The organism is Cellulosilyticum ruminicola JCM 14822, assembly GCF_001311925.1.
GTDB lineage: Bacteria > Bacillota > Clostridia > Lachnospirales > Cellulosilyticaceae > Cellulosilyticum > Cellulosilyticum ruminicola.
In genome coordinates this window covers 69,981-92,556 of record NZ_BBCG01000011.1, presented here as the reverse complement: position 1 = coordinate 92,556, position 22,576 = coordinate 69,981, and the positions used below count along the sequence as shown (strand labels likewise).

General features: G+C 35.3%; 18 protein-coding genes, 1 other RNA gene and 2 pseudogenes. All 21 read left to right on the top strand.

Features of this window, described 5'->3' with window-relative positions; all coding sequences use genetic code 11:
- Positions 1 to 427: 427 nt before the first annotated feature.
- The 21 genes and pseudogenes from JCM14822_RS06220 (at position 428) to rnpB (ending at position 22,501) form a co-directional block, all read left to right on the top strand.
- Positions 428 to 1,279 (top strand): ADP-ribosylglycohydrolase family protein, encoded by an 852-nt coding sequence (locus JCM14822_RS06220; protein ID WP_242861422.1) that lies wholly within the window; start codon positions 428 to 430, stop codon positions 1,277 to 1,279.
- A gap of 279 nt (positions 1,280 to 1,558) precedes the next feature.
- A pseudogene (locus JCM14822_RS21670) lies at positions 1,559 to 1,657 on the top strand (YkvA family protein); the annotation flags it as partial.
- A gap of 413 nt (positions 1,658 to 2,070) precedes the next feature.
- Positions 2,071 to 2,334 carry a hypothetical protein gene (locus tag JCM14822_RS06210; RefSeq protein ID WP_054740637.1) on the top strand — a complete coding sequence of 88 codons (264 nt, stop codon included), beginning with the start codon at positions 2,071 to 2,073 and terminating at the stop codon, positions 2,332 to 2,334.
- 297 nt (positions 2,335 to 2,631) lie between these two features.
- Positions 2,632 to 3,963 carry a M48 family metallopeptidase gene (locus tag JCM14822_RS06205; protein ID WP_054740636.1) on the top strand — a complete coding sequence of 444 codons (1,332 nt, stop codon included), beginning with the start codon at positions 2,632 to 2,634 and terminating at the stop codon, positions 3,961 to 3,963.
- Between the two features lie 14 nt (positions 3,964 to 3,977).
- The gene (locus JCM14822_RS06200; protein WP_054740634.1) at positions 3,978 to 4,226 is read left to right on the top strand and encodes a hypothetical protein; all 249 of its coding nucleotides are present in this window, start codon (positions 3,978 to 3,980) and stop codon (positions 4,224 to 4,226) included.
- Between the two features lie 80 nt (positions 4,227 to 4,306).
- A complete protein-coding gene (locus JCM14822_RS06195; protein ID WP_054740632.1) occupies positions 4,307 to 5,590 on the top strand; it encodes an ATP-binding protein in 1,284 nt (427 codons plus the stop codon).
- Positions 5,591 to 5,854: 264 nt separating this feature from the next.
- Positions 5,855 to 8,035: a hypothetical protein gene (locus JCM14822_RS06190; protein ID WP_054740630.1), complete on the top strand. Its 2,181-nt coding sequence runs from the start codon at positions 5,855 to 5,857 to the stop codon at positions 8,033 to 8,035.
- 158 nt (positions 8,036 to 8,193) lie between these two features.
- Positions 8,194 to 8,796: a transcriptional repressor LexA gene (lexA, locus tag JCM14822_RS06185; protein ID WP_054740629.1), complete on the top strand. Its 603-nt coding sequence runs from the start codon at positions 8,194 to 8,196 to the stop codon at positions 8,794 to 8,796.
- A gap of 752 nt (positions 8,797 to 9,548) precedes the next feature.
- Complete coding sequence (locus JCM14822_RS06175; protein ID WP_054740624.1) at positions 9,549 to 9,908, top strand: helix-turn-helix domain-containing protein; 360 nt, start codon at positions 9,549 to 9,551, stop codon at positions 9,906 to 9,908.
- Between the two features lie 140 nt (positions 9,909 to 10,048).
- Positions 10,049 to 10,609 (top strand): hypothetical protein, encoded by a 561-nt coding sequence (locus tag JCM14822_RS06170; RefSeq protein WP_054740623.1) that lies wholly within the window; start codon positions 10,049 to 10,051, stop codon positions 10,607 to 10,609.
- 11 nt (positions 10,610 to 10,620) lie between these two features.
- On the top strand, positions 10,621 to 10,779 hold the full coding sequence (locus tag JCM14822_RS20080; RefSeq protein WP_157047654.1) for a hypothetical protein: 159 nt from the start codon (positions 10,621 to 10,623) through the stop codon (positions 10,777 to 10,779).
- Positions 10,780 to 10,856: 77 nt separating this feature from the next.
- A complete protein-coding gene (locus tag JCM14822_RS06165) occupies positions 10,857 to 12,494 on the top strand; it encodes a recombinase family protein (RefSeq protein ID WP_083461298.1) in 1,638 nt (545 codons plus the stop codon).
- A 174-nt stretch (positions 12,495 to 12,668) separates the two neighbouring features.
- Positions 12,669 to 13,919 (top strand): glycoside hydrolase family 5 protein, encoded by a 1,251-nt coding sequence (locus tag JCM14822_RS06160; protein WP_054740621.1) that lies wholly within the window; start codon positions 12,669 to 12,671, stop codon positions 13,917 to 13,919.
- 188 nt (positions 13,920 to 14,107) lie between these two features.
- Positions 14,108 to 14,410 carry a DUF4372 domain-containing protein gene (locus JCM14822_RS20075; protein ID WP_157047653.1) on the top strand — a complete coding sequence of 101 codons (303 nt, stop codon included), beginning with the start codon at positions 14,108 to 14,110 and terminating at the stop codon, positions 14,408 to 14,410.
- A gap of 232 nt (positions 14,411 to 14,642) precedes the next feature.
- Positions 14,643 to 15,650: a deoxyguanosinetriphosphate triphosphohydrolase gene (locus tag JCM14822_RS06155; protein ID WP_054740619.1), complete on the top strand. Its 1,008-nt coding sequence runs from the start codon at positions 14,643 to 14,645 to the stop codon at positions 15,648 to 15,650.
- A 38-nt stretch (positions 15,651 to 15,688) separates the two neighbouring features.
- Complete coding sequence (gene dnaG, locus JCM14822_RS06150) at positions 15,689 to 17,446, top strand: DNA primase (protein WP_054740617.1); 1,758 nt, start codon at positions 15,689 to 15,691, stop codon at positions 17,444 to 17,446.
- A 21-nt stretch (positions 17,447 to 17,467) separates the two neighbouring features.
- Positions 17,468 to 18,559 (top strand): RNA polymerase sigma factor RpoD, encoded by a 1,092-nt coding sequence (gene rpoD / locus JCM14822_RS06145; protein WP_172674778.1) that lies wholly within the window; start codon positions 17,468 to 17,470, stop codon positions 18,557 to 18,559.
- 93 nt (positions 18,560 to 18,652) lie between these two features.
- A complete protein-coding gene (locus JCM14822_RS06140; RefSeq protein WP_054740613.1) occupies positions 18,653 to 19,342 on the top strand; it encodes a tRNA (adenine(22)-N(1))-methyltransferase in 690 nt (229 codons plus the stop codon).
- Positions 19,330 to 20,429, top strand: a pseudogene (locus JCM14822_RS06130) (Nif3-like dinuclear metal center hexameric protein). The gene JCM14822_RS06140 and the pseudogene JCM14822_RS06130 overlap by 13 nt, the downstream one beginning before the upstream one ends.
- A gap of 17 nt (positions 20,430 to 20,446) precedes the next feature.
- Entirely contained in the window at positions 20,447 to 22,102 is a 1,656-nt protein-coding gene (locus JCM14822_RS06125) for a nucleoside kinase (RefSeq protein ID WP_054740605.1), read from the top strand.
- Positions 22,103 to 22,151: 49 nt separating this feature from the next.
- Positions 22,152 to 22,501, top strand: an RNA gene (gene rnpB, locus JCM14822_RS06225) — RNase P RNA component class A.
- Positions 22,502 to 22,576: the final 75 nt, after the last annotated feature.

The following is a 22,576-nucleotide window of genomic DNA, read 5'->3' as shown; positions in this document are numbered from 1 at the left end:
GTCAAATTTAAAAAAGCGGTAAGCTTTAACTATAGAGTAGCATAAAATAGGTATTTATCAATTTTTTAGACAGAATAAGTATTCTGTCTATTTGCCATACTTAAAATTATACATTTAGATAGAGTTTAAGCTATAAAAAAGGTCATCTACCAATATTTAACTATTCGTAGATGACCTTTTTTATATAATATCACTTAACTAAATGACATTGTATAACTGGGAGTTCCTTTTTTTAGGAGCCAATATTGATGCAATTGAAGTTGCAGGTAACATGGGCATTAGCGAGATCGAGCTGCAAACTACAATTGTGATGATGTAGGTACAGCCCTTAATTATCAGGTTCTTGAAGCTGCCGTCACTCGTGTGAGACAATGTAAAGCTGCAGATATGGCTATGACATTTGCAGGTGGAGCATGGAAAGAAGAGATTGATCGCGATTACGAGAAACGAGGCCAAAAGAACGGAAGGAGGGCAAAGTAATGATTGGAGCAATTCTTGGAGATATCGTTGGAAGCCTTATGAGTTTGATCGTGGAGAAAAGATAAAGGATTTTGGCCCTTTATTTATAGATGAGTCAGAATACACGGATGATTCTGTTATGACTATAGCTGTAGCAGATGGTCTAATGAAGGCTGGCATTGATGCAGACGTTGATACTATAAGACACGAAGTAATTAAAGCAATGAAGACTTGGGGAAGAAGATATCCAGGAGCCGGATATGGAGGAAGATTTATCTGGTGGTTGCAGCTTAACGACGAAAGCCCGTATGGAAGTTGGGGTAATGGTTCTGCTATGCGAGTTTCTTCTGCTGGGTGGCTTTATGACACTATTGAACGCACAAGGGAAGTCGCAAGAATTACAGCAGAAGTAACCCATAATCATCCTGAAGGAATAAAAGGTGCAGAAGCTACAGCATCAGCTATTTTCCTTGCAAGAACCGGTAAGTTAAAAGATGAAATTAAGAAATATATTATAGACGAATTTGGATACGATTTATCTAGAACACTTGATGATATTCGACCATCATATAGGCATGTAGAGAGTTGCCAGGAGACTGTGCCTGAAGCTATTACAGCTTTTATTGAGGGAACAGAGTTTGAGGACGTTGTTAGATGCGCAGTTTCTCTTGGTGGTGATTGTGACACTTTAACATGTATTTCAGCTGGGATTGCAGAAGCATTTTATGGTATTCCAGAAAACTACAAGGATGAGACTTTGGCTCGAATCGAGCCGGATATGCGTGCAGTATATGAGCAATTTATGATGCTTAGCAAGTAAACATAGTATGGGGTGATTATTACGAAGAGATTTAAAACTAATTTTACAGAAGAAGAATTGAAGAATGCTCTTTTTTCAAAGAAAAGTAAAGCTGAAGAAATACTTAATAATGCAAGTAAGTGGGAAAAATTTAAGATTAAGTTTGAAGTTTTTATTCATAAAGCATATGATATTCCGGTTTTGGGAACAGTTATCGATGACATAATAAGTATGTATCAGCTGGTGGAGTCATATATTAAACGGGAATATACAGATATACCATTGACTTCTATTATTTCAATCTTAGCGGCACTAATATATGTTATTAGCCCAATTGATTTAATACCAGACTTTATACCAGTTGCCGGATATATTGATGATGCTGCGGTAGTTACCCTTGTGCTGAGCTTAGGCGTTGGTCATGATTTGGAAAAATACAAATCATGGCAGGAAAAGTTGCGTGAAAATGCTATAGAAGAATTGGAAGAGCAGGTTGGAGGGGCGATTCTAGAGCTATTAGATAACAGAGCATTGGGTGCTTTAGTCCTTTCAAAGGATGAAAAGGTTAGTGTGTATGCTGTTGAAGATATCCTAGAAGAGCCATATAGATCTACTGTTTACAGTATTAATCTTCCTGTTACTTATTTTAAAGGAAATGTATCTTGAAAAAGAAGAAGATTATATAGCCTTTTTAAATGGTGTAATTGATAAGACGGATTTTGAATGATCCCCGGTTGGAAGATTGGATGCTATTCATGAAGCGTTCATTCATAAATACGAAAATTATTTTGATGTAGAAGAGGGTGTTTTAGATGAATGATATTCTGGAGAAGCTGATGAAGCTTATGCCATCATCACCAACAGAATTGACAGAAAAGAATATAGCAAAGATTAGAGAGTATATGCCGGTGCCCAATGATTTTGATATTTTATGGGCAGATATTCAATCTTTTGCTGGGTATCCAGAGGGAACTGTTATTACTGATAGGGGAATAGTTCTTAAGGCATCCAGACGTGCGTTGAAGAAAAGTAAAAAGGGCGAGAATAAAAAAGAAAACGAGCTGAAGCTTTTTTAACAGATTGTATTATGGGAATACTTCGATCCTGAATCATACTCATTTGATAGAGAAGAAATTGACGGTGAAAAAGTATATGTTCTTCGGAGTGGAGATGTTCCTATTCTATATTTTAAGAATAAGGATGTATGTTCCTTCTTTGAAAATTATGAAAAAGAATTACAGCGAATAGAGGCTCAAGCGTATGACTTTAGTGAATCTGCAGCACTTGGAGAGGTAGAAGCATTAAATTTTGAACAGGCGACTTTTAATGCTGCTTATGGAGCTGATCAGAGTAAAACTGGTCATGGAATTTATGTGGAAGAAGGAAGTACCATTTTAGATAAGCTTAGTGGAGATAAGTCTACAGTTGTAGGACGTGATAATGCAAAAAATGGTCCTGATAAATTGATTAATGGAAAGCCGGTTCAATGTAAATTTTGCAAGAATGCAAATTCAAGTGTTGGCGCTTGCTTTAAGAAAAATCCAGATACAGGCGTACTTGAGTATAGATACTATGATTTGAAATCTGGAAAACCAATGCAGGTTGAAGTCCCATCTGACCAATACGAAAAAGCTGTTCTTGCGATGGAAAAGAAAATCGCAAAAGGGCAGGTTCCAGGCGTGACAGATCCTAGCCAAGCTAAAGAATTGGTGAGAAAAAGCAAGTTGACGTATGCGCAGGCTCGTAATCTTGCGAAAGCAGGAACTTTCGAGTCTATAACCTATGATATTGCTACGGGAACGGTTACTTGTACATTTGCAGCAGGTATTTCGGCATTGGCTTCTTTTGGAATTGTTTTCTGGAAGACTAAGAACAGAAAAAAGGCTCAAGATGCAGCAATAGATACAGCTATTCAGGTATTCGGCCCAGCGTTTGCAGCAAATCTTATTTCTAATCAGATTGCACGTACCGGTTTAACAAGGGCTATGATTCCTTTGTCGGAAAAGATTACAGATGCATTGGGAACAAAGCTTGTAACGGAATTGATTAATGCAAAAAGAGCGCTCCTAGGCCAAGCAAGGATATCTGGAGAAGCAGCTTCAAAGAGCTTTGCAAAAGCATTACGAAGTACAGCAGTTTCAGAAGGGGTATTATTTACGGTCTTTGCTGTTCCTGATATTTACAAAGTAATAGACAAGAAAATTACTGGAACCCAGTTTGTAAAAAATATGGTTTCACTCAGTGCCTCATTCTTTGGAAATATTGCTGGTGCCTATGGCGCTGGAATGGCTGCAGGTAAAATTGGTGAGAAGGTTGGAAAGAAAATAAATAAGAAGTTAGGTGCGGTAATAGGATTTGCAGGAGGCTTATTAGGAGGAACTATATTAGGCGTTGCTATGAAGCAACTTACAAATCTCTTTAAAGAGGACGATGCTGTTATTACAGCAAGATTGTTTAATGCTGTCATTGCAAATATGGCTGTTGATTATTTGCTGACGGAAGAGGAAATAGATAGGCTTATTACATTGCTTGATGATGCAGGTAAAGATATTAATAAGCTTCAAAGAAATCTGTTAAAGTCTAATCATCAGTACTATGATATTGAGCAATTCTTAATGCCATATTTTGAGAAGGCTGTAAATACAAGGGAAGTAATTAAGGATGAAGATATCATTGAAGTTGATATGATGCCAGCATTTGCTTAGTGGAGGTGTTTGTAATGAAATGTACGTGTTGTGGTAGAAAGAAAAAACTTTTGGAGTCTTTTGAAGAGCTAGAAAAAGACATTAATATTTGTGTAGAGTGCTCCAAGGTTCTATATAAGTATCAGGATGCTGTTAAGGAGAAAAATGTAGAAGAATCAAATAAGCTTTTTGCTGAGATAAAAGCTAAGAAGAACGAGAAGAAGTTTGTTGATTGGTTTATTAAGTTCCAAGAGCGGCTTGGTGAAATAGATAAAAACAAGTGAACGAAAGATTTGATAATAAATGAAAATGATCTTAAATAGACTGCAATTATGACCAGAAGTATTTTTTATGGGGTGAAAAAATGAATGAAAAAAGATTACAAAGAATATTTCAAAAAAGTACCCAAAATTCAGGTTGCATTGGCACTCAAGAAGGATATACCATAGAATACAAACAGAATTTTGGATGGGGAAGCATGCCCGAGTATGTCCGCGCAATGGCTGCAATGGCTAATAATAAAGGGGGACATATTATTTTTGGCATCAAAGACAAACCACATGTAATGACAGGATTAAATGATAAGAGTTTAAAAAAATTTGAAGAGCGAGATCTTTCTGTTTGGTCAAACTTTGTAAGAGAACATTTTGAACCTGCTATTGAATTTGAACGTGATATTTACGAGTTTGAAGGTAATAAATACGGTATTATTGAAGTACATGAAGCTACAACAAAACCAGTTATTTGTAAGAAGTATGTTGAAGAGAAATTAAAAATAGGAGCCATATACTATAGATACAAAGCCGAGAACACTGAAATACAATATGCAGAGTTGAGAAGTATATTAGATGAAGAAACTAAGAAAATAAACTCACTGTGGATGGACAAAATACGACAGATAAGCATGGCGGGTGTTTCAAATACGATGATATTAAATACAAGCTCTGGTAAATTGTATGGAGAAAAAAATTCTCTTTACATAAGCTCTGAATTATTAAATCAGATTCGATTTGTGGATAAAGGTAAATTTGTTGAGACAGATGGGGAGCCAGTTCTATCAATTGTCGGAGAAGTAAAGAAAACGCAGGAAACTCCTATTTCGGTAACTATTGGAGAAAAAGAGGTTGCATTGTCAAATAATAGAATTATTGAATGCTTCTTATTTCAAGAAAAAGTGTCAAATAGCGCTGAATATATGAAATTTATCCTTAACTCACAAGCGAAAAATCTACCAGTGTTTTACTATTTGAAAAATCTTCCTAGAGACTATATTGAGCATGTAGTTGGGTATAGCGGTTCTAAAGAACATGTTGAGACAAGGATAAAGGAGTCATTATATCAAGAGAAACTTAGAGACACAGGAACGATAGCTTACAGAAAAAAAATAAAAATGCAAGAGGCACTGCTGGCCCAAGATAATTCAGTGTTAGCCGTTGCAGAAGATGACTTGAAATATTTGTTTTGCGCTATTAGAACAGTAGATGCTAGAATTATTATTCAGAACAAGGATTATTTTATGCTTCTACTGAGAAACATATATGAAGATAAATATCAGAATATGAAACAGAATACATCAGCGGAGTTTAAGAAAGCAATATGTTACGTGGATGAGGTACTTAATAAACAAAATTATTCGGCGAAAATTTAAAAATTTTTGAAAAAAGATTGACAATTTTATTTGCTGGTGATAAAAATATACTAGAGATGTGATTTCTACAAGACACGAAATACGGAAACGGTGAGTAGATATCATTACGGTACATAAGGCTTTCAAGTAGGGAAGTTTTTGTATGTGCGGCGATATTGGTTTTTGGAATATTAGCTGTGCATGTTTGCACAGCTTTTTTATTCTAAACCTTCTTGGATGGAATCATGTCTCGATTACTATTAATTCCATTTAAGGAGGTTTTTTATGACTAAAGACAAACATAACAGAAATTTTATTTCACTAACACCAGCGAAAGTAGCAAGACGAAGCAAGTCAATTCCTACGATTTGCGTAATAGGACCTACAGGATCAGGTAAAACGACATTGATTTATTCAATTCTCAACCATCGCCTTGTGGGTATAATTCAGGTTGGTATTGGAGAGAAAAAGCAAACTACTATCATACCTACGAAATTCATTTGCGATGAACGAATCGAAGATGAGAACAAAGTTGCACTGAAGATATGTATGAAACAGTTTGCTGCAAAAGATGTACACTACAATGTCATGTTGAAACTTGCAGATTTGTATAATGACAAAGATATTGATAGCGATGAGTGGGCAGATAATATTGATGAGGAATTCATTGAAAAGGTTTTTGAACCTGATGATAAAGCTTATCATTTGAAAGAGCTAGTTCCAGCTATAGATCTTGATGATATGAGAAATGTGCTACTCCCATTACTCGAAGCAGTGGATGAAATTGAACCGTCTTTTTCTGACCGTGTGGCTGAAAAAAAGAAGATGTATCCTAAGTCGAGTAAGAAGCCTATGGCAGAGATTAGAAGAATGGTCTTTGAAGATATCATAGAAGGATTGGGCGATAATTCTCCGGTTTGGAAGAAATACTATGATTGGCTTAATAGTATCGGAAGTATTGTAAAGAATAGACTAATTGATATCCTGGGAGAAGCACCAACAAAAGATAAAATATACGAATATGATTTAGGAGATCAGGGAATAGAAAACGAGGGCGCAAGAGTTTTACAGGAGTTGTTTAACCCGTACAAAGCGTATAGCCTTGTTGTTGAGGAAATGACCTTGATAAGTAGACCTCGTAAGGAATTAATTGAACTTAATAGTGAAGAGTATCCTTTGAGGTTTTGCCTTAAAGATACAATGGGGCTTAATCAGTTGGATGATGGAGAAGCATATATAAAAGAAGCATTAGATGTGGCTTTAAGTACAATTCCGGATAGTATTATGCTGCTGTTAAACCTTGAGGAAAGAGATAAAACGCTTGCTGAAAGTTGTGATGCTATTGAAAAGAAACTGAAAGAGGCATCTAAATTAGATGTTCCAGTTAGAATCATTCTTACAAAAGCGGATCGTATTATTGAATCAAAGATTAATGCGAATAAGCAGGCAGTGTCGATGCAACTTTCAGATTATGATAATCATATTTTGGAAGCAATAAATGAAGTTGAGGATTTATCAAAGCGTTACAATGAGTTGTTCAAATATCAGGATGTGAATTGGCTGTCGCTTAGATATCATGAAGAAAAGATAGATCCAATTCAGCTTAGCTTGAAAAATCTTGGGAGTGATCAGATACGTAGGTTTACGCCAGAAGGCTTATACAGTTCAGTATATTCTGCCATTGAAGACACACAGAAACGTGTGCTTCCTCATGGAATTAAATATCCAGTTTTTGTCTCAGTTATTGATGAAAATTTGCCGGCCATCAGTTTTATGGCAAATGAAAGCTTACTTGCAACTGAAGTGAGTGGTATTCAAAGCAAATTAATATCAGATAAGGCACTTATTAATGGTTATCAGATTACAGATCCTACAAGAATACACGGTCGCAGTGTTGTATGTTATTACAGTAACTTAAGGCAAGGAAGAGGATATACAACCCGAGCGAAGGTGTATGGTAATTTCAGCATCAATATGAAAGGGATGCTGTTTAGCTTGCTTAGACAGTATATACCTGAGTTTATGACTCTGTATAATGCAAAAGCTATCAAAACTGTAACTGATAATATAGGAATTAACGATCTAGAGAAACTGATTAGTGTTATGGATTTGGATGGTACCTTAGCAGAAAAAGCTCTTAGGAATGTTAATCCTGCACTTGTAGAAGATAAGAAAAGTCGTGATAATCAGGTGCTGCATTACATTTTTGAGAACTATTTTATGGGTAGTGATAAATACTATTCTGTTATGGATAAGGTGGCAAAAAATCTTTCTTACAGTAACGTATGGGTGTCCAACCAGATAGATGCCATTTATCAGCTGCCTATAAGTTATGATGAAACTATACGCATAATGCAGATGAAATTTCTTGAGATTTTTAAGACGAAGGAATTTACTAAGCTTATCGTAGAGGAAATTGGAAATGCTATGACTGAAATAGCAAATAAAATGTTTATTATCATTTAAATATAGTTTTAAAATTTTTAGTCTTTGTTTTGAATTATAAAAGGGAAAGAGTGAGAGTAAAAAGCATGCAAAACGACTTGCAAACGCACGTTCGTAGTGATATACTTCTAATCAGGAAGTAACGAAAGCAAACTGCTTCCTTTAGAAAGGAGCGGCGTATGAGACACAAATCTACAGAGCTTATGGGTACTATTAAGGCCTATGTAGAAGAATACTACAAGAATTATCGCCATTCACCGTCTACAACAGAGATTGCAGATGCGGTCGGTATTGCCAGAGGAACTGCATATAAGTATCTGGTAGCCATGAATGAGAATGGCATGATCAGCTACGATGGCCAGCAGATTTCTACTGAGCAGACCGAGAAGGTTCAGACAGAGTTTACAAGTGTGGCACTACTTGGAGCTGTTTCCTGCGGCGTTCCTACGCTGGAGGAAGAGTACATAGAGGAATATGTGTCATTGCCTGTTTCGATGTTTGGCAAAGGAACTTTTTTCTTACTTAGGGCTAAGGGCGAGTCGATGATTGAAGCTGGAATTGCACCGGGAGATCTGGTACTTGTCAGAAAGCAGTCAGAAGCCATGGATGGCGATATTGTTGTTGTCCTGGTAGCAAATGAGAACACGCTGAAGCGCTATTTTGTAGACAAAGAGAACAAACAGATCAGGCTTCATCCTGAGAATAAGACCATGAAGGACATTATTGTTTCTGATTGTAAGATTCAGGGTGTAGCAGTCAAGGTTATTAAGAACCTTGCGTAATGTGTGCTAAACAGTTTAAAAGATCAGAATAGTCGTTGCAGTTGATGATGGCAGTGTTGACTACACTTACGGAAAGGTCATTGTCGGGAGAATTATGTACACTCATCATATCGGTTTCTTTCCCTTTTCCGAATGAGAGATATCAACCTTGATAGTCAAAGGAGGCGTGATGTTGGTGAGTTTTGCGGAGGAAAAAACTGGGGAATGTGTGGTTTGCTGCCACAGATGCGGGGCATTTCTTATGGAGTCAGCTAGTACAACTTCCTATATGGTTTGCCCGGAATGCGGTGCCCGCCTTGTTGTGTGCGTGAAGAAAGGCAAGGTATCCGTATTTGATGATACGAGATCTGAGGAGGAGCTTGCGAAGAAGAGACATGCTCGTTTAACCAGATATGCTGCCAAGATTAATGAAATCACGAAATAGCAGCAGCTGGTATATTACTACAATTAAATATTGATGAGGTTATCAGGTAGATCGCTGAATTGGTCGCACAGAAGATGCGTTAAAAGACTTACAAAGGAGTGGCACCTGAGAACCAAGAGTTTGTGAAGAGAGTCGTATTTACTACGGATAGGTGCAGCCTTTGAGCATAAGACATCTATTCAGATTAAAAAGGGCCTGCAAAACAGAAGCTAACTTGAAGTATGTTTACATACAGAAGGTTTATTAGCATTTGTTTTGCAGGTCTTTTTATTTTGCGCTCTTTTTCGGTTCGCTTCTGTTTTGAAAGGCACCGGAAAGGGTGCAGATTATGAAAAAAGTAAACAGAAACAATGGAGCAATTGATGTAACTACATTTGGTGGAAGAATTAAGAAACTTAGAACGGATGCGGGATTTACCCAGGAGGAGCTTGCAGTAAAGCTTCATCTTGAGGGGAAGTCTGCTATATCCAATTATGAGAATAACAGCAGAGGTGTTTCAGCTGAGATGTTTACACAGCTGAGCCGCCTGTTTCATGTATCTGCTGATTATATATTAAACGGCGACACGCTGGATAATCTTGATCCTGTTGTGAATGAAGCAATAGAGATTCTAAACAATCTGAAGACGGATAAGGCAAAGCAGTCTGCACTTGCGATGCTTAGGCAGATTCAGATTCTTGAGGGCTAAAGTACACAGCTTGTGAACCTTTGGTACACGATTGCGGTAACGATTCAAAAGCCCTGTTCCAATAGAATGAATTATGTAAAGAAATTACGAAGCAGCGCGCAGCCTAGTGACATAAACACAACTGAATATAGGAGGTGTATATGGCCACTGAGGTTGATTTTTATGAAAACTACGGTGACAAATCAGCGAGGGAGAGGGCCGAGCTGATCTATTCCAATTACTCTTCCTTCCTGGGAATCATCGAGGATTGCAAGATGAGACTTATTTATGAAATCAAGGCAGAGAAGGAGAGAAAGCGTAGCAATCACAAAGATGAGCTTGGAGTCCGTATTCAGAATTTGGGTAACTACAGTAATCCTACAGCGGATGAAGCGGTTCTTGATGTAATGCTTGAGGGAGCATTAAATGGACTGAATTCAGCAGAGGATGCTTTATCAGATCCGGCTTTGGTACAGGAATTCAAGCGAAGAGAGTATGTCATCGTGATGATGGCTGATGAATACGCTTCTTTTAGAAGACACCTGCATGCACTTAGTGTGAAGGAGCAGGAGATTATTATTCCGCTTCTTAAGCAGGAGAAGGATTACTACGCACTGGCTGAGGAAGCTGGTGTAACGGTTCCAGTTGTCAGGAGAAAGGCAAGCCGTATTCATTGTGAATTGATTTCTTACATGGAGAAATATTTCGTTGAGAAGCTATAGGAGGGATGGTCATGAAGGAATTAAAAGAGCTTACATTTCCTCCGGAAGCAGAGGAAATGGCTATTAAACTGGCTGCGTTTGACATTATGAAGCAGCTTAAAAAAGAAGGAAAGCTTACAGACGAAGAACTGAGGTATATCGCTAAAAAGCGCAATTTACCCGTTGAGTAAACAAGATATTGATTATATAATTAAGCTGTATCTAGATCTCATCTGGTACAGCTTGATTGAGGAATGCGAGGTGCGTTATGGCAAGAAAAGTTGCTATCTACGCCCGTGTTTCTACAGAGCATGAGGCGCAGATTTCTGCCTTGGAGAATCAAGTGCAGTACTATGATGATATTTTGAGCAGACATCCGGATTGGACGTTGGTTGATAGATATATTGATGAAGGTATTACCGGTACATCTATTCACAAGCGTGAATCCTTTATGAGAATGCTCAAGGATGCAAAAGATAAGAAGTTTGATCTAATTGTTACCAGAGAGGTATCCAGGTTTGCACGTAACACAGTTGATACACTTCAGCAGACCAGAACCCTCAAAACTTATGGCGTGGAGGTGTGGTTCACAGAAGATAATATCTGGACACTGAATGATGAGGATGGAGAGTTACGTCTTTCTATCATGGCTACGCTGGCCCAGAACGAAAGCAAGAAGATCTCCCAGAGAGTAAAAGCCGGTCAGATGATTTCATTTAAGAATGGAGTCTTGTATGGTAACGGCAATATTCTCGGTTATGACAGAGTAGGTGACAAACTTATTGTAAATAAGGAACAGGCCGGCACTGTAAAGCGAATCTTTGAGTTATATCTTGCTGGAAATGGTGTTCGTAAAATTCAGGACATCATGGAGCAGGAGGGCCGAAAGACTGCAACAGGACTTACCAGATGGCAGTCTGGTTACATCAACAGAATGCTTAGCAATCCTTTTTATTGCGGTAGAATCGTTTATCGTAAGCAATATGTTCCTGATTATCTGGTTCAAAAGAAAATCAATAATTATGGAGATGTTGAAAAGGTTTATGTAGAAGGCACACATGAGAAACTGGTATCACCTGAAGATTTTGATAGAGCTCAGGAGTTAAGAGCAAAACATCGAATCGGAAAACGTGATAAAAGAGGTAGATCTGTTGGTCAGTCACCATGCAAGCATATCTGGGGTAACAAACTTGTTTGTACCTGTGGTTATGCTATGAACAGAAGAATCGCTCACAAGGCCAAAGATGGAAATCTTTCGTACATTTATCAGTGCTATGGACAGTTAAGAACAGGCACTCCTGAAAGCAGACGGAAGAAAGGACTTGAGGTTGATGGAATCTGTGACAACTCATCGTTTATGGAATGGAAGTTAGAAGTTCAGGCTGATTTCATTTTTAAAAAGCTTTTAAACAATAAGGAAGCTATTTACCGTGAAGCAATGTCGATGTTAAGTGATGTGGCTGAGGTTAAAGCTACTGAAAGAAATGATAAGGAAAAGCTTGAACGAAACATGAAACAACTCGACAAGCTCCATAAGCAAATGGCTAATTTGGTTGACATGTGTGCGGATGGAGATATTTCCAGAGAAGTCTTTCGCAGTAAGAAAAAGAAACTGGAAGATCAGATTTCAAACATTGAAAAAATTAATAGTGAGTGTAGACAGCAGATTTTAGAATTGGAAGATAATGGAGCAAAGGTTAGACGTATTGAAAGTCTTTCTGAGTTCATTAAGATGACTGCTTATGATGCCAGGGCAAAGATTCCTGAAACAGTGATTGATAACTTTGTGGACCGTGTGGTATATGATCACGGAGATTTCATTTGGTATCTGAATCCTACCTTTGGAAATGAAGTATACAGTCAGACCACTTCCGATTGGAAAAAAAACAACTGTCGACCGCTTTAAGTGATATAAAAGATACGTCACATGCCTGCTCCAGCACAAGCAGCTATTGCAGAAAAATAATTATTAGACATATAGATAAATGTCTTAAAAAGCCCTATGAGAGGTAGATATTAGTTTACTTCTCACATGGCTTTTTTAGCATAAAATAAACATAAAAAACGGAGGAAATTTGCAATGAAAAAAATGACTATTAATATGATTGTGATAAGTATGCTTTTAAGTGTATTAAGTGGTTGTGGTAAAGAAGTAGCAAGTAGTGTAACAGAAAATATAAAAAATGAGGCAATACTTACAAGTGATAAAAATATAGTTATACCAGATGTGGCGATGCAGCAATTTGATATCCCTGATAATGAGGCTTTAGAGTTTGTACATACATTAAAAATAGGCTGGAATTTAGGGAATACTTTTGATGCTAATACTGACGGAAATAGCACCAGTGATGAAATGAATTATGAGACGTTATGGTGTAAGACTAAAACAACTAAAGAAATGATTGACACTATAAAAGAAGCGGGATTTAATACTGTGCGTATTCCTGTTTCTTGGCATAATCATTTAGAAGATGAGGAATTTATAATTAGTAAAGCCTGGATGGATCGTGTACAAGAGGTCGTTGATTATGTAATGAAAAATGATATGTATGCTATCATTAATATTCATCATGACATTGATAAATCTTATTATTATCCAACTAGTGAATGCTTAGAAAATAGTACAAAGTATATGAATAATATTTGGACACAAATTAGTGAGCGCTTTAAAGATTACGATGAACATTTGATTTTTGAAGGGATTAATGAGCCGCGTCTTAAAGGGGAATCAAACGAGTGGAATTTTGATCCAAATATTCCAAGCTGTGAGGATGCAGCAAAATGCATTAATACACTCAATCAAGTATTTGTAGATGTAGTAAGGAAAAGTGGTGGGAAAAATGTAGATAGATATTTAATGGTACCAGCATATATTGCAGGGGCAGAACCATCATTGTATGATATTTTTAAATTACCAGAGGATACACAAGAGAACAAAATTATCTTATCTATTCATGCATATACACCATATGCTTTTGCACTTCAACCTACAAATGAATCCGGTAGTACTGCAAATTGGAGCGTTGATAATACTGCTGATCAACAAGGAGTAACGACTTTTATGGATGGTTTATATTATAAATACGTCTCTAAAGGAAAACCTGTTGTAATTGGTGAGTTTGGGGCAAGAGATAAAGAGGATAATTTACAATCACGCGTAGATTTTGCAACTTATTATATTGCTGCAGCTAGAACAAGAGGTATATCTTGTATATGGTGGGATAATAATAATTTTGAGGGAAGCGGAGAAAACTTTGGATTATTAGATCGCAAGACAAATATATGGCCATATAAGGAAATTGTAGATGGTCTTATGAAATATGCTGATTAAATAAAAGAAACATTAAGTAGAAAATATATTATTGTTGTTTAGTTACTAACTTTTATTTCCATTGACATGAAAACAGTTACTATGTTAAAGGCTAAATTTCCATAATTTTCGATATGAAAATAGCCAGCATCCTGAGGTTTAATATAATTATTAGACCATATCAAACACAAAGGAGCTGACTATGGACAATTATATTACCTTATTCGAAAAAATTTATAGGCCTTATCGATTGGAGATTACTTCAAAAATATACTGTTAAACTAAATACCGATTTTAAAAAGAATAAATTTTTTACACATGAACACCTTGCAAGTATGATTTATTTTCATATTTGTGAACATGATGGACTTCGTGATTTAAAACAAAGTATGACTGAGCAAATGTCAGAAATCTTACCAGACATCAGTTTAGCAACTTTAGTGCATCTGATTTTACTGGATAAATATAGAAATTATTTATTTGAGTCTGTAAAGGATATTTTAGAAGTATAAGTCAATGGAAATTTTAGTTATTAACTAAACATTAGTGTAAAGAGAGATATATAGTTGGAATACTTAAATAGGTAGGTGCGTAAGGTAGAAAGTAAGAATGAAATGAGTGTGGAATAATGCACAAAAAAAACTTGACAAGATGTATAAAATGAGTAGTTTTGACAAAAAAATAAATTTATAAAGGAAATATGTAGTTTGTGTCGTATTATATATTATATGTGGGGTGATACCAATGGGCTATAGAAAAGAACAAGAACAAGTTGAAAAAAGGTTACTCAGTCAAGTAGCAATGCGAAGTATACATTCTAAAGGACGAGTTGTAGAAGAAGCGCCTTGTGAATTTCGAACGGAATTTCAAAGGGATCGTGACCGCATAGTACACTCAAAGGCTTTTAGAAGGCTTGCGCAAAAAACACAAGTTTTTATATTGCCTGAAGGCGATCATTATAGAACAAGGCTTACCCATACACTAGAGGTTTCTCAAATTGCAAGGACAATTGCAAGAGCCCTTCGTTTAAATGAAGATTTGACAGAAGCAATTGCTTTAGGGCATGATCTTGGACATACGCCTTTTGGTCATACGGGTGAACATAGTTTACAAGAACTTACAAATGGTGAATTTGTACATAATAAACAAAGTTTGCGTGTTGTAAACATCCTTGAGAATCATGGCCAAGGATTAAATTTGACTTTTGAGGTGAGAGATGGTATTCTAAATCATCCAACAAAAGGAAAACCTTCTACAGTAGAAGGAAAAGTTGTCCAGTTAGCTGATAAGATTGCTTATATTAATCATGATATTGATGATGCCATACGTGGCAAGGTATTGCAGATTGCAGATATTCCTAAAGAGTATGTAGATGTCTTAGGTAAGACACAAAGTGAAAGAGTAAATACTTTGATTAGTAATATTGTGATGCAGAGTAAAGATAAAAATGAGATTGTGATGAGTCAGGAAGTGAAAGCAACCTTTTATGCGCTTCGAGCTTTTTTGTTTGATAAGGTTTATATTGGCTCATCAGCAAAAGAACAAGAAGATAAGGCAAAACAAGTTGTTTATAAACTCTATGAATATTATATAGGGCATTTTGATAAATTGCCTCCATCATACATAGAAAGGCTTAAAATGGGGGATTCTGAAAAGCAAATAGTATGTGATTATATTGCAGGTATGACAGACCGTTATGCAATTCATCAGTATATGGACTTGTTTTTCCCAAGATCATGGCAGGTCTATTAAGATTTGTTTAAAAAGAAGTATAGAAAGAAGGAGAGTAGATGTTATATCCAGAACATGTAATCGAAGAAGTTAGAGAAAAAAGTGATATTGTATCTATTATCTCCGAATACACAACCTTAACAAAGAAAGGTTCATCTTATACAGGACTATGTCCTTTTCATAACGAAAAATCACCTTCGTTTTCAGTAAGTGAAGAAAAGCAACTTTATTATTGCTTCGGTTGTGGGGCAGGAGGAAATGTTATCACATTTGTGATGCAAAAAGAAAATATGACTTTCGTAGAAGCACTAAAATATTTAGCAGAAAGGGAGCATATTAAACTTGATAAAGAATATTTATCAGAAGAAGAAATGGCTAAAAATCATAAACGCCTCCAGCTTTTAGAGATTCTAAAAGAAAGTGCAAAGTTCTTTTACTTTGCACTTAGAGATGAAAGCCATAAAGATGTATTAGAATATTTAACAGAGCGTGGTCTTTTAATGGAAACGATTAAACAATTTGGGTTAGGATACTCACCAAGTGCTTATACAAGTTTATATAAGTATTTAAGTCAAAAAGGTTATAGTGATGAGCTATTATTAGAATCTGGTCTAATACTTAAAAGTCAAAATCAAGGTATGATGTATGACAGATTTGCAGGGAGAGTAATCTATCCGATTTTTGATGCAAGTAAAAAGGTTATTGCTTTTGGCGGACGTGTAATGGATGGCAGCCAACCAAAGTATCTTAACTCTCCAGAAAACATTTTGTTTAATAAAAGTAATACACTATATGGTTTACATATAGCTAAAAATACGAAAAGCGATTATTTCATTTTAGTTGAAGGTTATATGGATGTTATTGCAATGCATCAAGCAGGTTTTGACCAAACAGTAGCATCACTTGGTACAGCATTTACGCCACTTCATGCTAAAATATTAAAGCGTTACACAAAGCAAGTTGTTGTTTTATATGATAGTGATAATGCTGGTAAAAATGCAACGCTTCGTGCGATTCCTATTTTAAGAGGTGCAGGGCTTAAGGTTAAAGTACTTCAGCTTCAGGGTGGAAAAGATCCAGATGAGTATCTAAAACAGCATACGAAAGAAGAAGTGGAAGATTTAATTAAACAAGCACCTTCGGATATTTGGTTTAAAGTGAAGTATATCGAATCAGGACATGATATGACAAATCCAGAGGAACGTGTGAAGTTTTTCCAAGAAACAGCACTCATGCTATCTGAATCAGGAAGCAGCATTGAGCAGTCTATTTATATAGATGAGATTTGTAAAGAGTACAATATGGATGTTGAGGTTTTTAAAGCAGAAATGAATCAACATTATAAGAAAGTATCACATTCTAAAGCACAAATAGAAGAAAAGATGCCAAATCATGTGAAAAATGTATTAAATAATGAAGTGCTATTTTTAGCAACATTATATCATTATCCTCAGATTGGAAAAAGGGCTGCAGAACATCTTACACCAAATATGTTTGCAGGTAAATTATTACAAGATTTAGCAGGTGCAGTATTTGAAGCTTTAAAAACAGGTGTGGATATTGATATGAATTATTTTACGGCAAAATACCCAGATGCAGTAGACCAAAATATTATTTCTCATGTAATCATCTTTAAAGATAAGCGTTATGAGGAAAGTTTGGTACTTCAAAAAATGGTGGCAGAAAATATAAAGCGCATTAATAAGGAGTATCTTGAAAGAAGTTTAAAAACTACGACAGACCCAAATGAGTTACAAAATCTACTATTTCAAAAAAAGGAACTTGACAAGTTGTATATTGATTTTATAAATGGTTAGAATAGTAGACAGGAGAAAGGATTGATAATAGTGAAAGATTTAGCAGAACAGAAGTTAGCATTTAAGGCCAAGCTAGACCAACTTATAAATATTGCAAAAGAGAAAAAAGGTGTTTTAGAACAAGACGACATTAATGATGTTTTCTCTGATATGGAGTTGGAGTCGAGTAAAATAGAACAAATTTATGATTATCTTGAAACACAAAACATTGATGTTATTGGTAATTTAAATGAAATCGAAGTAGACGATACAGATATTGATTTTAGTAATTTACCAGATGGTATCAGCATTGATGACCCAGTACGTATGTACCTTAAAGAAATTGGAAAAGTACCACTTCTTTCTGCAGAAGAGGAAATTGTCCTTGCTCAAAGAATGCAAGAGGGTGATCAAGAAGCTAAGAAAAAATTAGCTGAAGCCAACCTTAGACTTGTAGTAAGTATTGCAAAACGTTATGTAGGACGTGGTATGTTATTCTTAGATCTTATCCAAGAAGGTAACTTAGGGTTAATTAAAGCTGTTGAAAAGTTTGATTATACAAAAGGATTTAAATTCAGTACTTATGCAACATGGTGGATTCGTCAAGCAATTACAAGAGCTATTGCTGACCAAGCACGTACAATTCGTATTCCAGTGCATATGGTAGAAACAATTAATAAATTAATGCGTGTATCACGTCAACTTCTTCAAGAGTTAGGACGTGACCCACAACCAGAAGAAATTGCAAAACGTATGGAAATGCCAGTTTCTAAAGTGCGTGAAATTATGAAAATTTCTCAAGAACCAGTTTCTCTTGAAACACCAATTGGGGAAGAAGAAGATAGTCACTTAGGTGATTTCATTCCGGATGAAGATATTCCAGTACCAGCAGAAGCAGCTGCGTTTACTTTATTAAAAGAACAACTTATTGAAGTTTTAGATACATTAACTGAAAGAGAACAAAAAGTACTACGTTTACGTTTCGGACTTGATGATGGACGTGCGCGTACACTTGAAGAAGTTGGTAAAGAATTTAGCGTAACAAGAGAACGTATTCGTCAAATTGAAGCTAAAGCACTTAGAAAACTTAGACATCCAAGTCGTAGTAAAAAACTTAAAGATTATTTAGAATAAAAGTCAAATCATATATAATAGAAGTGAGGATAATAGAAGTTGTTTTTTGCAACTTCTATTATTTTCTATAAAGAGAAATACTAGAGGTGAAATATGCAATTATCGAATCGTTTAGGAACGCTTACAAAATATGTGCCACAAGGTAGTCGTGTCATTGATGTAGGAACAGATCATGCTTATGTACCAATTTATTTAATGAAAAATAATATTACTATAAGTTGTATGGCAACTGATATTAATAAAGGACCACTTATTAAAGCTAAGCAAAATATCACTAAGTATCACATTCCAAATATTAAACTTAAGCAAACAAGTGGTCTTCAAGGGATTACAGAAGAAGATGGCAATGTGATTATGATTTCGGGTATGGGTGGTTATTTAATTATTGATATTTTAAAAGCGGCTATGTCAGTTGTAAAAGCAGCAAATCGTCTTATTCTACAACCACAACAAGATATTGATGAAGTTAGAAAGTTTTTACATGCAAACCATTTTAAAATTATCACAGAAGATTTTGCAAAAGATGATAATAAATACTATACAATATTGGTTGTGGAAAAAGGTGAAGAAGTATATAGTAAAACATATGAATATGTATATGGTAAATGTCTAATTGAAAAGAAATTACCATTATTTAAAGAATGGCTTATAAAAAAACAAGATAAGCTTGAAGAAATTAAGAAACATTTAAATGAAAATCAAGGTGTACAAGCTGAAGAAAGAGTAAAAGAATTAGAAGCAGAGATTACAGAAATCAGAGAGGTGATTGCATGCCTAAACTAAAAGAGATTATGACAGTACTAGAAAAACTCGCACCATGTCATTTGGCAGAAAGTTGGGATAATGTAGGTCTGATGGTAGGAAGTAAAGAGGAAGAAGTTGATAAAGTACTTTGCGCTTTAGATGTTAATGAAAGTGTTGTAGATGAAGCTATTAAAAAAGGGGTTAAATGTATTGTAAGTCATCATCCATTTTTTTTGTACCACTTAAAAAGTTAAACTTAGATGATACTAAAGGTAGAATGATTAAGAAGCTTGTGAAAAATGATATTGCTGTTTATAGCATGCATACTAATTATGATATAGCTCAAGGTGGATTAAATGACTACTTATGTGAGCTTTTAAATCTTAAAGAAATTACAGTACTTGCACCAACAGATAGTCGTACATTTTGCAAAGTGATTATTTATGTACCAACAACTCATCTTGAAGTAATACGTGAGGCGATTATTCGTTATAATGAATGTACAATTGGAAACTATAAAGGTTGTACATTTAGTGGTCAAGGCGAAGGCAGTTTTATGCCCCTTGAAGGTAGTAAGCCTTTCATTGGAACAACTGATAGGTTAGAAAAAGTTGTTGAAAATAAAATTGAATTTATGGCTTATAAAGATGAAGTAGCTGATTTAATTAAAAAAATTAAAGCAGTACACCCTTATGAAGAAATGGCATATGATGTATATGACTTGGTAGATTTAAGTGAGCCAATTGGAATTGGTAGAGTTGGTAAGTTTGAAGTACCAATAAGCTTTGAAGAACTTATTACAGAAATTAAAAAGGTATTTAAGATGCCATATGTACGCATCACACAAGAAACTAATAAGCCTATTAAAAGCGTGGCGATTTGTTCAGGAAGCGGTAGTGATTTTATAAAACAAGCAGCATTTAAAGCAGATGTGTATATTACGGGAGATATGCAGTTTCATAAAGGACAAATGGCTAAAGAATTAGGAATACCAGTTGTTGATATTGGTCATTATGCCTCTGAGAATATTGCTATAGCACATATTTGTGCTTATTTAAAAGAAAACCTAAAACACTTAGAAGTAATATGTTCTGAGGTAGATGGAGAAACATTAATCATAAAATGATTTAGGGGGATAGAGAGATGACAAAAGCAAGGATACAATTTAAAAATGGTGAAGTATTAGAAGTTACAAAAGGAATTACTCTAGGTGAGGTAGCTGATTTAGTACAAAATCAATATACTTATCCTATTATGATAGGTGAAGTAGGACATAAACTAAAAGAACTTTCAAGTAAAGTAGAAGAAGACTTAAATGATTTTAGTTTTATTGAACTTAATCAAAAAGATGGTATGCGTGTTTATCAAAGAAGTATGACTTTTTTACTTATAGCAGCAGCTAAAAGAGTTGTTCCAAATTGCCATGTTTTAGTGAATCATCATATTACAGGTGGTTATTTCTGTGAGTTTGAACATGAAGCATGCTGTACAGAAGAAAATATAGTCGCAATTGAAGCAGAAATGAAGAAAATGGTCATTGAAGCACTACCTATTGAAAAATCTTTGATGCATGTACCAGAAGCTATGGCATATTTTAAAGAAAATGGCTTAGAAGATAAGATGAAACTCTTTAAATATCGCCGTACATCTACAGTAAATATGTACACATTAGATGGTATTAAAGATTACTTCTATGGTTATATGCTATGTAATACAAGGGCTCTTAAACTTTTTAAATTAATTCCTTATGCTTATGGATTCATATTACAATTCCCAGATGAGAAAAATCCACACGTTTTGCCAGAATTCAAACCACAACCTAAACTCTCTAATATATTTAGAGAATCTGAAAAATGGGCACGCATTTTAGAAGTAGATACAGTAGGTTCATTAAATGATATTATTGCATCGGGTCAAACAGATGCGCTTATTAAGATTTCAGAAGCTTTACATGAAAAGAAGATTGCAAGTATTGCAGATAAAATCACAGAAAAAGGTGCTGTGAAACTTGTACTTATTGCAGGACCATCTTCTTCAGGAAAGACAACATTTGCTAAAAGACTTTGTGTACAATTACGTGTTAATGGTATGAAACCACATCTGGTTTCTATAGATGATTATTTTGTAAATCGTGAACATACACCAAGAGATGAACAAGGTAAATATGATTTTGAAGCATTAGAAGCAATAGATGTAGATTTATTTAATGAACATATGAAACGCCTTATTGCAGGTGAGACTGTAGAAATTCCTACCTTTAACTTTGTTCTAGGACAAAGAGAATATAAAGGTAATACAATGTGTTTAGGTGAGGAAGACGTACTTGTTATTGAAGGAATTCATGGATTAAATGAAAAGTTAAGTTATGCAATTCCTAAGAAAAATAAATTTAAAGTTTATGTAAGCTGTTTAACTCAACTGAATATTGATGAGCATAATCGTATTCCAACTACAGATACAAGACTTATAAGACGTATGGTAAGAGATAATGCATATCGTGGTACAGCACCAGAGCTTACTTTGGAACGTTGGGCTTCTGTAAGACGTGGGGAAGAAAAAAATATTTTCCCATTCCAAGAAGAAGCAGATGTAATGTTTAATACAGTATTAATTTATGAACTTGCGGCACTTAAAGCAAAGGCTGAACCACTTTTATTCAGAGTAGGTCCAGATTCACCTTATTATAGTGAAGCAAAACGTATTTTAAAATTCTTTGAATATTTCTTAGTAATGGATAGCTCAGAAATTCCAACAAACTCTTTGTTACGTGAATTTGTAGGTGGAAGTTCATTTGAATAAAAACATTAGTTGACAAGTATATAAAAATAACTTATACTAATGAAGCTGTTAAGTAAATCAGACAGTCGCACGCATCAGTCGAAAGAAGGTGCTTGAGGAACGTCCGGGCTCCACAGAGCAAGGTGCTGGGTAATACCCAGTGGAGGCAACTCTAAGGATAGTGCAACAGAAATAAACCACCTGTCGTAAGATAGGTAAGGGTGGAAAGGCGAGGTAAGAGCTCACCGTCCCTTAGGTGACTAAGGGAGCCATGTAAACCCCACCTGGAGCAAGACCGTATAGAAAGACGTTAATAGTGGCTCGCTAGTCTTTGGGTAGGTCGCTAGAGCTAATAGGTAACTATTAGCGTAGATAGATGACTGTTTAATACAGAACCCGGCTTATAGATTTGGTTAACACAAAGCTTAAGATTATTCTTAAGCTTTTTTTAATTTGAGGGTGAAATTTAATAAAGTATAAAAAAGGTAGCTAAAA

Coding starts and splice junctions, on each gene's coding strand:
- JCM14822_RS06210 (WP_054740637.1), top strand. CDS start 2,071: ATGAATGATATTCTGGAGAAGCTGATGAAGCTTATGCCATCATCACCA.
- JCM14822_RS06200 (WP_054740634.1), top strand. CDS start 3,978: ATGAAATGTACGTGTTGTGGTAGAAAGAAAAAACTTTTGGAGTCTTTT.
- JCM14822_RS06195 (WP_054740632.1), top strand. CDS start 4,307: ATGAATGAAAAAAGATTACAAAGAATATTTCAAAAAAGTACCCAAAAT.
- JCM14822_RS06190 (WP_054740630.1), top strand. CDS start 5,855: ATGACTAAAGACAAACATAACAGAAATTTTATTTCACTAACACCAGCG.
- lexA (WP_054740629.1), top strand. CDS start 8,194: ATGAGACACAAATCTACAGAGCTTATGGGTACTATTAAGGCCTATGTA.
- JCM14822_RS06175 (WP_054740624.1), top strand. CDS start 9,549: ATGAAAAAAGTAAACAGAAACAATGGAGCAATTGATGTAACTACATTT.
- JCM14822_RS06170 (WP_054740623.1), top strand. CDS start 10,049: ATGGCCACTGAGGTTGATTTTTATGAAAACTACGGTGACAAATCAGCG.
- JCM14822_RS20080 (WP_157047654.1), top strand. CDS start 10,621: ATGAAGGAATTAAAAGAGCTTACATTTCCTCCGGAAGCAGAGGAAATG.
- JCM14822_RS06165 (WP_083461298.1), top strand. CDS start 10,857: ATGGCAAGAAAAGTTGCTATCTACGCCCGTGTTTCTACAGAGCATGAG.
- JCM14822_RS06160 (WP_054740621.1), top strand. CDS start 12,669: ATGAAAAAAATGACTATTAATATGATTGTGATAAGTATGCTTTTAAGT.
- JCM14822_RS06155 (WP_054740619.1), top strand. CDS start 14,643: ATGGGCTATAGAAAAGAACAAGAACAAGTTGAAAAAAGGTTACTCAGT.
- dnaG (WP_054740617.1), top strand. CDS start 15,689: ATGTTATATCCAGAACATGTAATCGAAGAAGTTAGAGAAAAAAGTGAT.
- JCM14822_RS06140 (WP_054740613.1), top strand. CDS start 18,653: ATGCAATTATCGAATCGTTTAGGAACGCTTACAAAATATGTGCCACAA.
- JCM14822_RS06125 (WP_054740605.1), top strand. CDS start 20,447: ATGACAAAAGCAAGGATACAATTTAAAAATGGTGAAGTATTAGAAGTT.